Below are 14,282 nucleotides of genomic sequence, written 5' to 3'. Positions count from 1 at the left end.
GGTTTTACAGGCACCGTTTGCCGAGAAGTACCAGCTCACGAAACGCGCCAAAACAGCGCGCGGGCCTAGGCCTCCCCGACGACGTCCTTGACGTCGACGACGATGTCGTGCTTGGTGGGCACCCACTCGACCTTCTTGAAGAGCGCGACGACGTTGATGGGGATGTAGCTGAGCTCGAAGATCGGGAAGGTGAAGAGGTTGGTGACGACGCGCCACCGCTTCTTGGCGTGGATGTGCTCGCGCTCGGAGATCGTGGTGATGAGGCCCATAACGAAGAAAGAGAGGTACATGGACGCAATCGTCATGACGAGCGAGCCAACGCACATGTTGAGCTCGGCCTGGGTGGCGATGAAGCCGTGGCTGAGGGCGCCGATCGCGAGGTAGGTGAGGTTCACCGAGACGGAGAGCAGGGTGAGGACGTTGCCCGGCGCAACGGTGATGAGCAGGTCGTAGCTCGCGAAGCGGCCGCGCGAGATGCCCTTCAGCAGGTCACGTGCGTACGAGAAGAACACCTCGTACATACCCTTGCTCCACCGCAGGCGCTGGACCCAGGAGGCCTTGAAGGTGACCGGCTGCTCGTCGTAGAACTCCGCGGGGGCGTAGCCGATCTGCACGTTGTTCGCGCTGCAGAAGGTAGAGAACTGGATGTCCTCGGTGAGCGAGTGGAAGCCCCATCCGTGCATGCCGCGGATGATCCGCTCGGAGACGAGCCAGCCGGAGCCCGAGATCGCGCTGCTCGTGCCCGACATCATGCGGGCGTTGTTGAGGAACTTCGCCTCGCGCATGAACCAGAGCGCGTAGGCGGCGCTGATCCAGCTCGAGTCGAAGTTCTTGGAGTTTCGGTATCCGGTGCAGACGAGGTAGCCGGCGTCGAAGGCCCGGTTCATGACGGAGATGTAGTCCGGCGAGACGAGGTTGTCGGCGTCGAAGACGACGAACGCCTCGTAGGTGTCGGGATAGTCGTCGAGGATGCGGTTGAAGGCGTAGTCGAGCGCCCAGCTCTTGCCGCGGCGCGCCAGGTCGTTGCGGTCCCACACGACGGCGCCGGCCTCCTCGGCCACGCGGTGGGTGTCGTCGGTGCACGCGTCGCAGACGACGAAGACGTCCATGAGCTCGCGGGGGTAGTCCTGGGCGAGGATGGAGCGCACGAGGTTGCCGACGACCATCTCCTCGTTGTGGGCGGCGATCACGAACGCGTAGCGGTGGCGCCGCTTGGCCTCGGGGAGCTGGACCGAGCCCTGGAGCATGACCTTGACGGTATAGATCGCCTGGTAGAAGTAGGCGACCGTGAAGAGCGCGCCGATGATCAGGTTGAAGACGACGATGGGCGTGAGCGCGAACTGGTTGAACTCCATCTTATTCCCCGTGGTGGGCGCCTCGTCCGCCGGACGTCAGGAGCGGACAGATCCCCTCGCCCGCCGACGTCCGTCCCATGGACCTTTCGGAGAGCGATTCTAGTACATCGCGCAGGTCGTCCGGCAACGTGTCGGCAAGCTCCACCGTCTCTCCCGTTGCGGGGTGGTCGAAGCGAATGCGCCAGGAGTGCAGGAACTGCCGGGCGAGGCCGAGGTTCTGGCGGAGGTCGCCGCGGCCGTAGAGGGGGTCGCCCACGAGCGGGTGGCCCACGTGGCGCAGGTGCACGCGGATCTGGTGCGTGCGCCCGGTGTAGAGGTGGCACTCGATGAGGGTGTAGCCGTCGTCGCGCGGGCCCGCCTCGAAGCGCTCGAGCACGCGGAAGGTGGTGATGGCCTCGCGGGCCCCAGGCGCGTCGGAGACGGCCATGCGGATGCGGTCGCGGGTGGAGCGGGCGATCCCGGTCTCGATGGTCCCCTCGTCGTGGGCGATCGGCCCGTGGACGAGCGTGACGTAGCGGCGGTCGAGCACGCGCAGGCGGATCAGGTCCTGGAGCGCCTTCTGGGTGGCGTCGTCCTTGGCCGCCACCATGAGGCCGGAGGTCTCCATGTCGAGGCGGTGCACGATGCCGGGGCGCTCCTCGCCCTGGAGCATGCCGAGGTGCGCGTAGCCGCAGTGGGCCACGAGCGCGTTGGCGAGCGTGTCGTCAACGTGGCCGGGGCTCGGGTGGCAGACGAGCCCGGCCTGCTTGGAGAGGACGATGAGGTGGTCGTCCTCGAAGCGTATGTCGAGGGGGATGTAGGGGTTGGGCGCGAGCGGGCCGCCCACGGGCTCCGGCTCGTCCACGAGCGCGCGGATGCGGTCGCCGAGCAGGACCTTCTCGGACTTGGAGGTGGCGGGCGTCTCGTTGATCGTGACGGCGCCGTCCTCGACGAGGCGCGCGCAGGCGGAGCGGGAGGGCATGTCGGGCGCCGCGGCGAGGAACGCGTCGAGCCGCATGCCGTCGGACTCGGGTCCCACGAGCAGGTTGACGGGACGTTGCGCCATCTGATGCCTCCCTTGCGCGACAAGGCCGTCGAGTCTGTAGTTTATCGCCGCATCGCAAAGTACAGACTCGATGGACGAATTCTCTACCAGCGAAAACCTAATCGGAAATCGAGTCTGTACTCGACAGGTGGCGAAAAAAGTACAGACTCGACGAAAACTGCCCTCCGGGTGGCGCCTACTCCCCCGCCTCGGCGCGCTCGCGGGCGACGTCCCAGCGCCACCACAGGATGAGGGCGAGAGGAACACCGCAGGTCACGAAAATGTCGGCGACGTTGAAGATCGCGAAGTCCATGAACGTGGTCTTGAAGAAGTCCGTCACCGCGCCGAGGGCGACGCGGTCGATCGCGTTGCCGATGCCGCCGCCCACGACGCAGGCGAACGCGAGCAGCAGCGAAAGCGGGACGTCAGCGCGCCGCCACGCCACGCAGACGCCGGCGACGCACATGGCCGCCGCGACGAGCACGAAGAGCGGCCCCGCCCCCTCCCCCAGGGAGAATGCGGCGCCGGTGTTGTAGATGAGCGAGAGGTCCATCACGCCCGGGATCAGCGTGACGGGCTCGCCCGGCACGAGCAGGTCGCGCGCGGCGAGCTTGCTCAGCTGGTCGAGGAGCACGACCGCGGCGGCGACCAGCGCGAAGAGCGCCAGCCGCCGCACGCGGGCGGAGTTCGTGGCGTCGGGGCCGGCCAAGCCCTACTCCCCGAGCGCGGCCACGGCGTCGTGGCAGCGCGGGCAGAGGCCGTCCTCGCCGAGCTCGCGGAAGTTCCAGCAGCGCGGGCACTTCTCGCCGTGCGCGGGCTCCACGGTGCAGGCGAGCTCCTCGCCCTGAGCGAGCTCGACCTCGGAGCACACGAACGGCTCGGCCAGCTCGCAACCAAGCTCGCCGGCGAGAAGCGCGTGCAGCTCAGCGGGCGCGACCAGCGTGGCGCGCGCGGCCTGGGTGGTCTTCTCGGAGAGCGTGCCGTCGGCGATCGCGGCCTCGTAGGCCTTGGTGAAGGCGGCGCGGGCCTCGACGACGGCGTCATAGGCGGCGAGGTAGGGCTCGTACTCCTCGGCGCTCCAGGGCGCCTGGTACCAGTCGAGAAGGGCGGCGTACTGCTGGCCGTCGCGCAGCGAGGCGGGCAGATAGGCCATGACCTCGTCGGTGGTGTAGACGAGGATGGGCTGCAGGTCGTGGACAAGCATCGAGAGGATCTGCGCCCAGACGGTGAGGGCGCTTCGGCGCTCGAAGCCGTCCCTCTCGCCGCAGTAGACGCGGTCCTTGGTGGCGTTGAGGTAGCCGTTGGAGAGCTCGGTGATCACGTAGTCGTAGAGCGTGCGGTAGACCTGGTTGAAGCGGTAGCCCTCGTAGGCGGCGCTCACCTGGTCGTGCACCTGGCACAGGCGCGCCAGCGCGAGCTTGTCGTAGGGCGTGAGCTCGTCGTAGGGGACGGCGTCGGTCGCGGGGTCGAACTTGTCCTCGATCTCGCCCAGCAGGAAGCGCAGCGTGTTGCGGAAGCGGCGGTAGGCCTCGCCAACGTGGTCGAGAATCGAGTCGTCGCAGGGGATGTCGTTGGAGGTGTCGACCGAGGTGACCCACAGGCGCAGGATGTCGGCGCCGCGGGTATCGCACTCCTTGTTGGGGTCGATGACGTTGCCGAGCGACTTGGACATCTTGCGGCCCTGGCCGTCGAGCGTGAAGCCCTGGGAGACCACGGACTTGTACGGCGCCACGCCGTACGCGCCCACGGAGGTCATGAGCGAGCTCATGAACCAGCCGCGGTGCTGGTCGGAGCCCTCGAGGTACATGTCAGCCGGGAACGTGAGGTTGTCGCGGTGGCGGCAGACGGCGGTGTGGGAGACGCCGGAGTCCCACCACACGTCGAGGATGTCCCTGTTGGCCTTGAGGTGGTGCCCGCCGCACTTGGGGCAGACGCACGACTGCCCGAGGTAGCTCGCGGGGTCGTCGGTGAACCAGGCGTCGGAGCCCTTCTCGCGGAAGAGCTTGATCACGGCGTCGAGCGTGTCGTCGTTCATGACGGTCTCGCCGCAGTCCTGGCAGGTGAAGGCCGGGATGGGCACGCCCCAGTTGCGCTGGCGGCTGATGCACCAGTCCGGGCGACCCTCGACCATCGAGCCGATGCGCTTGATGGCGTGGCCGGGATAGAACCTGACCTTGGAGAGCTCCTCGAGTGCCTGCTCACGGAGGCTCTTGCCACCGCGCAGGGGCTTGTCCATCGAGACGAACCACTGGCTCGTGGCACGGAAGATGACGGGCTCCTTGCAGCGCCAGCAGTGCGGGTAGCTGTGGTTGATGTCCTCGTGGAGGATCAGCGTGCCGCGCTCGCGCAGCCACTCGATGATCTTGGGGTTGGCCTCGTTGACCTCCATGCCGGACCACGGGCCGCCGGTGCCCATGCCGTCGCCCACGAAGAAGCGGCCGTCGTCGTCGACCGGCATGACCGTGGGAATGCCGAACTTCTGGCCGGCGAGGTAGTCGTCCACGCCGTGGCCAGGCGCGCAGTGGACGATGCCCGTGCCGTCGTCCAGGGTGACGTAGTCGGCGTAGATGAACTCGCCCGTCTCGCCCTGGTCACCGAAGATCGGCTGCTTGTAGCGGTTGTGCGCGAGCTGCTCGCCCGTGGCGCGCCAGGGCTCGCCGTCCTCGCCGCGCACGAACTCGACCTCGCCGTAGCCGAACTTGGCGGCGCAGCGCTCGGCGAGCGCCTCGGCCACGATCTCGGCGCGGCCGCCCGCGACGAGCGCCACGTAGGTGGCCTCGGGGTGGCAGATGACCGCGTCGTCGGCGGGAAGGGTCCACGGCGTGGTGGTCCAGATGTCGACGAAAAGCCTGCCGGCCCAGGCCTCCAGGCCCTCCGGCACGGTGGTCATCTCGAAGCGCACGAAGATGGCGGGACTGACCTCGTCGCCGTACTCGATCTCCGCCTCGGCGAGGGCCGTGTGGCAGTGGGAGCACCAGTGCACGGGCTTGGAGCCCTGCGTGATAGCGCCGGCGTCGAAGATGGCCTTGAAGATTTCCACGTCCGTAGCGTCGTAGTCGTTCACGTAGGTGAGGTAGGGGTTGTCCCACTCGCCGAGAACGCCCAGGCGCTTGAAGCCCTGGCGCTGGGTGTCGACCTGCTCGACGGCCATCTTGCGGCACAGCTCGCGGATCTTCTCGGTGGGAAGCTGGTTGAACTTCTCGGTCCCGAGCATGGTCTCGACCTTGTGCTCGATGGGCTGGCCGTGGCAGTCCCAGCCGGGGACGTAGGGCGTCTGGTAGCCGCGCATGGACCAGTAGCGGTTGATAACGTCCTTGGAGATCTTGTTCTGCGCGTGGCCCAGGTGGATGGGGCCGTTGGCATACGGGGGTCCGTCGTGCAGGACGAACTTCTCGTGCCCCTCGTTCTTGGCGATCATCTGCTCGTAGACGTGGTTCTCCTCCCACATGGCCAGGCGCTTGGGCTCGTTCTGGGCCAGGCTGGCGCGCATGGGAAAGCCCGTGCTCGGCAGGTTGGTCGTCTTCTTGTACTCGTTCGCCACGCTCTCCTCCTTCGTGGCGGGGCCTCCCCCGCCGCCCTTCTCGGACACGAAAAAACGCGCCCGTCCCTCCTGCTGGGACGAAGCGCGCACGCGACTTCGCTTGTGAACCACCCAGCGAGCGGATATCCGCCGTACTCGGCTGGCCTGTGTCGGCGGCCACTCCGGCGACGCCTACTCGCTCGCGCTTTCGGGCCGCGGCTCGGGGGTGATCTTCGCCGGGACGCGACCGCGGGCTCCCACCGTCCCCGCTCTCTCTTGGCCGCGCGCCCCCGGGTACTCTCCCCGTCAACGCCTGTTGCAGCATGGTAGCACGTTTGCGCCGGAATTTGTGGACGTGTCGAGAAGGACGCTGCGCGCGCCGAAAACTGGTTGCTAAGACCGATACCACCCCGTCACGATGGAGTGGTCCGCCGCCGAGAAGGGAAGCGCATGCCTGACCGCAAGTACCTCGAGCTGCTCTCCGAGAAGTTCCCCACGGTCCGCTCGGCCCTCGCCGAGGTGATCAACCTCGAGGCCATCCTCAACCTGCCCAAGGGCACCGAGCACTTCGTCTCCGACGTCCACGGCGAGTACGACGCCTTCAAGCACATCCTCAACAACTGCTCCGGCGTCATCCGCGAGCGCGTGGCCACGACCTTCAGCCTCGAGCTCACCCGCGACGAGCAGGCCGACCTCTGCACGCTGATCTACTACCCCCATCGCAAGCTGCGCCGCCTGCGCTCGGCCGGCGTCGCGGGCCCCGAGTGGTACGCGATCACGCTCATGCGCCTCGTGCGCCTGGCGCGCTACCTCTCCGACAACTACACGCGCTCCAAGGTGCGCAAGGCCATGCCGCCGGAGTACGCCTACATCATCGACGAGCTGCTCCACGCCTCCCCCGGCGAGGGTGACGAGCGCCAGAGCTACCACCGCCAGATCATCGACACCATCGTCGACACCGGTTCGGCCGACGACTTCATCGTGAGCCTCGCCTCGCTGATCAAGCGCCTCGCGGTGGACCACCTGCACCTCGTCGGCGACGTCTTCGACCGCGGCGACCACGCCGACAAGATCCTCGACCGCCTCATGGAGTACCACTCCGTCGATCTGCAGTGGGGCAACCACGACATCGTGTGGATGGGCGCGGCGGCCGGCTCGGCGGCGTGCCTGGCGGCCGTGATCCGCAACAACATCCGCTACGACTCGCTGCAGATCCTCGAGAGCGCCTACGGCGTCTCCCTGCGCGAGCTGGCCCTCTTCGCCGAGGCCACCTACCAGGCCGACGAGGCCATGAGCCCGCTGGAGAAGGCGATCTCGGTCATCCTCTTCAAGCTCGAGGGGCAGACCGTCATGCGCCACCCCAACTGGCACATGGAGGACCGCCTGCTGCTCGGGCGCGTCGACCCCGCGCGCGGCACGGTCCGCGTGGGCGAGAAGGACCACGAGCTCGTCACCCGCGACTTCCCCACCGTCGACTGGTCGGACCCCTACGCGCTCTCCGACGAGGAGACGCTCGTGATGGACAACCTCCTCGCGGCCGTCCGTGGCTCCTACAAGCTCAACGCGCATGTGAACTTCCTCTACGAGCACGGCAGCGCCTACCTCGTCCACAACGACGACGTGCTCTTCCACGCCTGCGTTCCCATGAACGAGGACGGGACCTTCCACCCGGTGAACCACCAGGGGCAGCTCCTCGCGGGCAAGGCGTACTACGACTACGCCGACCGCCTGGCCCGGCGCGCCTGGCAGGAGAGCGACGAGGTCTCGCTGGACTGGATGTGGTACCTGTGGTGCGGCCGCTACTCGCCGCTGTCGGGCCGCGTCATGAAGACCTTCGAGCGGACCTACCTCGCCGATCGCTCAACCTGGGACGAGCCGCGCGACCCCTACTACGCCCTCACCGACGACGCCAACGTCTGCCGACGCATCCTCGAGGAGTTCGGCGTCGACCCCGAGCACGGCCACATCATCAACGGCCACACGCCGGTCCACACGGCGCAGGGCGAGAAGCCCGTGCGCGCCGGCGGCCGCCTCGTCGTCATCGACGGCGGCTTCTGCCAGGCCTACCACAAGACCACCGGCATCGGCGGCTACACCCTCATCTCCGACCCGCGCGGCATGCGCATCAAGGCGCACCGCCCCTTCGGCTCGATCGAGGACGTCCTCGACCTCAACGCCGACATCATGAGCGACGACGACCGCTTCGAGGTCGAGCCGCGGCCGCTCACCGTGGGCGACACCGACACCGGCGCCGACATCCGCGAGCAGATCTCCGACCTGCGGGCGCTTCTCGACGCCTACCGCGCCGGCGAGCTGCCCGAACGCCGGGGAGCCTAGCCGCGACTTTCCGCCGCGCGTGCCCGCCGGGCTGCTTAGGAATTCTGAGTGGTTGCAGCTTGAGGCGAGTTGATCGCTTACGAATCTGGGGTAGTTGTAGGTACTTCTCGCCCACCGTGGCGTGATTTGGAACTTTGGGTGGGGCTCAACTGGGGTTTCTCTGACGCAATGCCGCGATGGGCCGCCGCCACCCTGCAACAACCCCGAATTCTTAAGCATCCGCGCAGCGAGAAGATGCAACCACCCCAAAACCTTAAGCAGGAAGGTCGCGCAGGCGAGAAGTACGTCGTGGCAGTGGCCCGGGCCAAAGAGAAGGCGCGCACCCTCATGAAACTTCTGCAAAGCAGTGAGCGATGAGGTTGCGCGCCTTCCCTTTGGCCGCGCTCGCTACTCCGCGGGCGTCGGCATCTTGGGTGCGAAGCCGTCGTCGCGGGTGAGGATGTTCATGAACTCCTCGCCGGTGATGGTCTCCTTCTTCTGGAGGTAGTGCGCGATCTCGTGCAGCTTGAAGCGGTTCTCGCGCAGGGTGGTGAGGGCGCTCTGGTGGCCCTCCTCGACGAGCGCCTGGACCTCCGCGTCGATCTCCTGGGCGGTGCCCTCGGAGCAGGTGAGCTGCTGCCCGCCGCCGAGGTAGCGGCTCGCGGGCTGGCCGAGCTGCACCATGCCGAACTTGTCCGACATGCCGTACTGCGTGACCATGGCGCGCGCGAGCTGCGTGGCCTTCTCGATGTCGTTGGAGGCGCCGGTGGTCATCTCGTCGAAGATGAGCTCCTCGGCCGCGCGGCCGCCGCAGAGAACGGCGATCTTGTCCTTGGCCTCCTGGCGCGTGGTGAGGAAGTGCTCGTCCTCCTCGACCTGCATCGTGAAGCCGAGCGCGCCCGAGGTGCGGGGCACGATCGTGATCTTGGAGACGGGCGCGGAGCCCTTCTGCATGGCGGCGACGATGGCGTGGCCGGTCTCGTGGTAGGAGACGACCTCCTTCTCGTGCGGCGAGAGGACCGTGGACTTCTTCTTCTCGCCCGCGATGACCACGTCGACGGACTCGAGCAGGTCCTCCTGGGTCACGCGGCGCCGGCCGAGGCGCACGGCGCGCAGGGCGGCCTCGTTGATGATGTTGGCGAGGTCGGCGCCCGAGGCGCCCGGCGTGGAGCGCGCGATGATGCCGAGGTCGATGCCCGGCTCCATCTTCACGTCGTCGGCGTGGATCTTGAGGATGGCCTCGCGGCCGGCGAGGTCCGGGAGCTCCACGGGGATGCGGCGGTCGAAGCGGCCCGGGCGCAGCAGCGCCTGGTCGAGGGTCTCCGGGCGGTTGGTGGCCGCCAGCACGACGATGCCCTTGTGGTTGTCGAAGCCGTCCATCTCGGAGAGGAGCTGGTTCAGGGTCTGCTCGCGCTCGTCGTTGGAGGACAGCGACGTGTCGCGGCGCTTGCCCACGGCGTCGATCTCGTCGATGAAGATGATGCAGGGGGCCTTCTCGTTGGCCTGCTTGAAGAGGTCGCGCACCTTGGCGGCACCGCGGCCGACGAACATCTCGACGAAGGCCGAGCCCGCGATCTGGAAGAACGTGACGCCCGCCTCGCCGGCGACGGCCTTGGCGAGCAGCGTCTTGCCGGTGCCCGGAGGGCCGACGAGCAGCGCGCCGCGCGGGCAGCGGGCGCCGATCTCGGTGTACTTGTCGGGGTTCTTGAGGAAGCTGACGATCTCCTGGAGCGACTCCTTGGCCTCGTCCTGGCCGGCGACGTCCTTGAAGGTGACGCCGGTCTCCTCGCCCTTGATCTCCTTGGCGTTGGACTTGCCGAGGCCGCCGCCCCCGAAGCCGCCGCCGAAGTTCATCGACGGGCCGTCGTCGCCCATGGCCTTCTTCATGCGGCGGTTCAGCCACCAGCCGATGCCCAGGAACACCAGGATCGGCAGGCCGTAGGAGACGAGCAGCATGAGCCACAGGTCCCCGGAGGTGTCCTGGATCTGCGAGACCATCTTCACGTCGTGCTGCTCGAGCAGCTCCGCGGTGGACTGCTCGGTGCCGTTGTAGAGCACCGTGGAGTAGAGCTTCTGGTCGTCGCCCTCGCCGGTCGTGAAGGAGATCTCCGGGTTGCCGTAGACCGACGTGGCCTGCGTGACCTCGTCCTTCTCGACCATGTCGACGAACTCGCTGTAGTCCACGGTCGTCACGCGGGCGGCGTTGAGCCCGCTGCCGAGCGCCTGGCTGACGGCGAGGTACGCCACGATGGCGATCAGGATGTACACCAGCATGGAACGCCGGCGCTTGTTCTCGTTCATATCCATCTTCAGAGCTAACCCTTCGCTTCGGGTGGTCCTTGGGTGTAGAGATACCCAGAAATGACATTCTAGTCGCGCGAGAGCCCGGTCGTCCCGGCGTTCTCCACGGGCGTGCCCCTAGCGCAGCAGCTGCCAGAGCGCGACCGCGGAGCTCGCGGCGACGTTCAGGGAGTCGACCCCGTGCGCCATGGGGATGACGACGGACCGGTCGCAGCGCGCGAGCGTGCCTGGCGCCAGGCCGTAGCCCTCCGACCCGAACAGCAGCGCCCGGCGCTCCCCCGCCGCCCGCGGCGGCACGTCACCCAGGGGCACGGAGCCCGGCGCCAGGGCGAGCGCGAAGGTCGAGAAGCCCGCGCACGCCAGCTCGTCGAGGGCGCCGCCGGGCCACTGCCCCTCCTCGGCGCGGGCCCAGGGGAGCTTGAGGACGCACCCCATGGACACGCGCACCGCGCGGCGCGAGAAGGGGTCGGCGCAGTGCGGGGAGACGACGACCGCGTCCGCCCCGAGGGCGGCGGCGTTGCGGAAGACGGCGCCGACGTTGCTCACGTCGACAAGGTCCTCGAGCACCACGACGCTCTTCGCCGACGCGGCGATGTCGGCGACGCTGGGCAGCTCGGGGCGGCGCATGGCGCAGAGCAGGCCTCGCGTGAGGCGAAACCCCGTCAGCCGCGCGACCTGCTCGTGCGGCAGGACGTAGGCGGGGACGTCGTCGCCCGCGCGCCCGAGCACGTCCTCGCTCGCCGCGAGGTCGCGCTCGTCGACGAGGAAGGCGAGCGGCTCCACGCCGCACTCGAGCGCCACCTCGACGACCGTCCTCGACTCGGCGACGAAGACGGCGTTCTTCTCGTCAAGCCGGTTTCTGAGCTGATGGTTCGTAAGACGAGAGAAGACGTCGAGGCGCTCGTCGTCGATCGAGGCGAGCCTCACCGTGCGGGCCATGTCACTCCTTCGAACATTTTCGATTCCACGGCCACCTGGGCCGCTCCTAGGTTACGATAAGTTGGTTCAAGAATGTTGATGACGCACGGCGAGGTGCTACATGGCAAGCCACATGACCGTTAACGAGAACAAGAGCAAGGGCAAGGGCAGGCGCCTCGCGTGGATCATCCCGCTCGTCGTGCTGGGCGTGGCACTTCTCGCCTACCTCGGGGGCGTCGCCTTCTTCAACTTCTACTTCATGCCCGGCACCACGCTCGACGGCCAGGACGTCTCCCTCAGGAGCGCCCGCGAGGTCGCCGAGGAGAAGTCCCAGGCGCTCGCGAGCTACCAGACGCACGTCAGCGGCGCGGGCGTCGACCTCACCCTCACCGCCGCCGACATCAACCTCTCCTACGACGGCGACACCTACGCGCGGGAGGCCGTCGACCAGACCGAGCCCTGGGCATGGCCCGTCCAGCTTGCGTCCGGCACGCGCGACGTGAACGTGGAGAGCGGCGTGCTCTTCGACCAGCAGGCGCTCCTCGCGCTGATCAACCCCTTCGTCGACCAGGCGGCGCAGGCGGCGGGCGAACTCGGGGGCAAGGTCGTTGCCTACGACGCCGAGCAGGGCAGCTTCACCCTCGACCCGAGCGCGACCGCTCAGTACCTGGATAGCGACGCCGTGATCGAGACGCTCTCCCAGGGCTTTGCCGCGCAGGAGCCGGAGATCGTGCTCGGAAGCGACGTGATCGCCGTCGAGAAGGACGACGTCCACGCCGCCATCGACGCCGCGAACGCCTACCTCGGCGCCGCCGGCAGCACCCTCACGCTCGACGGCGAGACCGCCGCCGAGGTCACGAAGGACGACATCGCGGGCTGGGTGAGCGTCTCCGACGACCTGTCCGTCTCGCTCGACTCTGACGCCGTCTCCTCATGGGTGTCCTCGCACGTGAAGAACCTCAACACCAAGGGCTCCGAGCGCACCTTCGAGCGTCCCGACGGGAAGAAGGTCAAGGTCTCGGGCGGCAACTACGGCTGGAAGGTCAGCGCGGGCGACGCGGCCGACGCGCTCGTCCAGGCCGTCTCCGGCGGGACGCCCCAGGCCGTCGAGATCCCCTTCGAGGAGCGCGGCGAGGTCGTGCCCGACTCCGGCGGCCGCGACTGGGGCAACCGCTACATCGACATCGACCTCTCCGAGCAGCACGTGCGCCTCTATGACGAGAACGGCAAGGTCATCTGGGAGTCCGACTGCGTGAGCGGCAATGCATCCGACGGGCACGACACCCCCACCGGCGTCTATGCCGTGAACAGCTACAAGGCGCGCAACCAGACCCTCATCGGCTTCGACGAGGACAAGGACGGCGAGCCTGACTACGAGAGCCACGTCAGCTACTGGATCCCGTTCGTCGACAACGTCATCGCCTTGCACGACGCCAACTGGCGCGGCAGCTTCGGCGGCAACATCTACAAGTGGGGTGGCAGCCACGGCTGCGTGAACCTGCCCGTGAAGAAGGCTGCGGAGATCTACGAGCTCTCCAAGGTCGGCGACGTCGTGGTGGTCCACTACTAGGGTTTTGTCGGCGAGCGGTAGGCTCTGGTTTCATCGTCTATGAAGGGGCAGGTTGTTTGACCTGCCCCTTTCCTGTGCCGTGACAGCTTGCGTCACATTGGCGTCAGATTCGTGAACGACTTTTTTCGAACGTCGCGGGGCCCGCCTCCGAAGTCGCTAGGCTGTCCTCATGGCGATCCTACTGACATACACGAGCGCCCTCGAGGCGATGCGGTTGGAGGAGTTCCCCGACCTTCTCGACGCATGGGACGAGCGGACCGCCCACGTCCCAGAGAGACTCCCCAGCAAGGGGGAGCTCCTCGGCATGATAGAGGCCAATCCGCTCCTCCAGAAGCTCTCGCTCCCCCTCCATCTGCTCGTCTCCTCCGACAGCAACAGTCATTCCTACGACCTCGTCCAGCGGCACGTGAGCGGGTTCGCCTACCCCCGACGTGCCTTCGCGCGCATCGGCGAGGACGTCTACGTGGCCTCCCCCGAGCTCCTTCCCTTCCAGATGGCACGCGTCGGCGAGCCGCTCGAGCTGGCCCTGCTCATGTGCGAGCTCTGCGGGACCTACAGCGTGTGCCCGGACGGCGGCGGCATGCTCCAGCGCACCGGGCCCCTCACGACGCGAGAGTCGCTGCGGGACTTCCTGAGGCTGATGGGCACGGGATACGGGACGCGAAGGGTGCGCGCCGCCCTCCCGCTCGTGTGCGCGGACTCCGGCTCGCCGTACGAGAGCCGACTTGGCATGAGGTTCCGCGGCCGACGCGAGGTCGGTGGCTTCGAGCTGGAGTTCGTCTCGATGAACGAGGAGATCGGGCTCGAGGCGATCGGGAGGGAGCTCGACCGGAAGCAAATCCGCAAGCCGGACATACTCTTCCTCGCTCCCCCGCGCGTCGAGCGTGCGGAACGGATGCCCTTCCGGGGGATCGCCGTGGACTACAAGGGACGCGTCCACGACGAGCCGGCGGTCGCGGAGGTAGACGACACGAGGAGAAACGAGCTGCTCGCGCACGGCATCAAGCCCTACGAGCTGCGCAAGGCCCACTACGACGACTTTGACTACATGGAGTCGTTCGTCCAGAAGCTCAGAAGGGACCTCGGGCTCCCTCCCGACGACTTCTCGTACGGGAGGGAACTACGCGAGGACCTGTATCAGGACCTCGAGCGCATCGACACCGTGCACTGGAGCGGGCAGGACCCCGCCCGGAGACCGCCGCGCACCCGTCTGCCGTGACCCTCCCGACCCCCCTCCAGAGGGTTTGGGTTCGAGATTGCGACTTGGGCGCGTTAACA

Annotated in this window: 9 protein-coding genes; 3 read left to right on the top strand and 6 right to left on the bottom strand. The window is 67.6% G+C overall.

The annotated features are described in order from the left end of the window. Window positions 1–65: 65 nt before the first annotated feature. The 4 genes from INF26_RS06900 to ileS form a co-directional block, all read right to left on the bottom strand. A complete protein-coding gene (locus INF26_RS06900) occupies window positions 66–1,355 on the bottom strand; it encodes a glycosyltransferase family 2 protein (RefSeq protein ID WP_193530178.1) in 1,290 nt (429 codons plus the stop codon). A gap of 1 nt (window position 1,356) precedes the next feature. Then, window positions 1,357–2,400, bottom strand: a complete 1,044-nt coding sequence (locus INF26_RS06895) for an RluA family pseudouridine synthase (protein ID WP_193530176.1) — start codon at window positions 2,398–2,400, stop codon at window positions 1,357–1,359. Window positions 2,401–2,575: 175 nt separating this feature from the next. Beyond that, a complete protein-coding gene (lspA, locus tag INF26_RS06890; RefSeq protein WP_226371954.1) occupies window positions 2,576–3,088 on the bottom strand; it encodes a signal peptidase II in 513 nt (170 codons plus the stop codon). Between the two features lie 3 nt (window positions 3,089–3,091). Then, entirely contained in the window at window positions 3,092–5,920 is a 2,829-nt protein-coding gene (gene ileS / locus INF26_RS06885; protein WP_193530174.1) for an isoleucine--tRNA ligase, read from the bottom strand. Window positions 5,921–6,349: 429 nt separating this feature from the next. Between ileS and INF26_RS06880 the strand changes: the two genes are divergently transcribed. Then, window positions 6,350–8,236, top strand: coding sequence for a fructose-1,6-bisphosphatase (locus INF26_RS06880; protein WP_193530172.1), 1,887 nt, complete (start codon window positions 6,350–6,352; stop codon window positions 8,234–8,236). Window positions 8,237–8,623: 387 nt separating this feature from the next. Here INF26_RS06880 and ftsH read toward each other — a convergent pair whose 3' ends face one another. Next, window positions 8,624–10,522, bottom strand: a complete 1,899-nt coding sequence (gene ftsH / locus INF26_RS06875; protein WP_193530171.1) for an ATP-dependent zinc metalloprotease FtsH — start codon at window positions 10,520–10,522, stop codon at window positions 8,624–8,626. 111 nt (window positions 10,523–10,633) lie between these two features. Next, entirely contained in the window at window positions 10,634–11,455 is an 822-nt protein-coding gene (locus tag INF26_RS06870; protein WP_193530169.1) for a TrmH family RNA methyltransferase, read from the bottom strand. A gap of 100 nt (window positions 11,456–11,555) precedes the next feature. Between INF26_RS06870 and INF26_RS06865 the strand changes: the two genes are divergently transcribed. Together INF26_RS06865 and INF26_RS06860 are read left to right on the top strand one after the other, a co-directional pair. Then, window positions 11,556–13,004, top strand: coding sequence for a L,D-transpeptidase family protein (locus INF26_RS06865; RefSeq protein ID WP_193530168.1), 1,449 nt, complete (start codon window positions 11,556–11,558; stop codon window positions 13,002–13,004). Between the two features lie 169 nt (window positions 13,005–13,173). Next, on the top strand, window positions 13,174–14,223 hold the full coding sequence (locus INF26_RS06860; protein WP_193530167.1) for a hypothetical protein: 1,050 nt from the start codon (window positions 13,174–13,176) through the stop codon (window positions 14,221–14,223). Window positions 14,224–14,282 lie beyond the last annotated feature (59 nt).

This window comes from Thermophilibacter gallinarum (assembly GCF_014982725.1).
Classification (GTDB): Bacteria; Actinomycetota; Coriobacteriia; order Coriobacteriales; family Atopobiaceae; genus Thermophilibacter; species Thermophilibacter gallinarum.
This window is presented reverse-complemented; position numbering and strand designations above follow the sequence as displayed.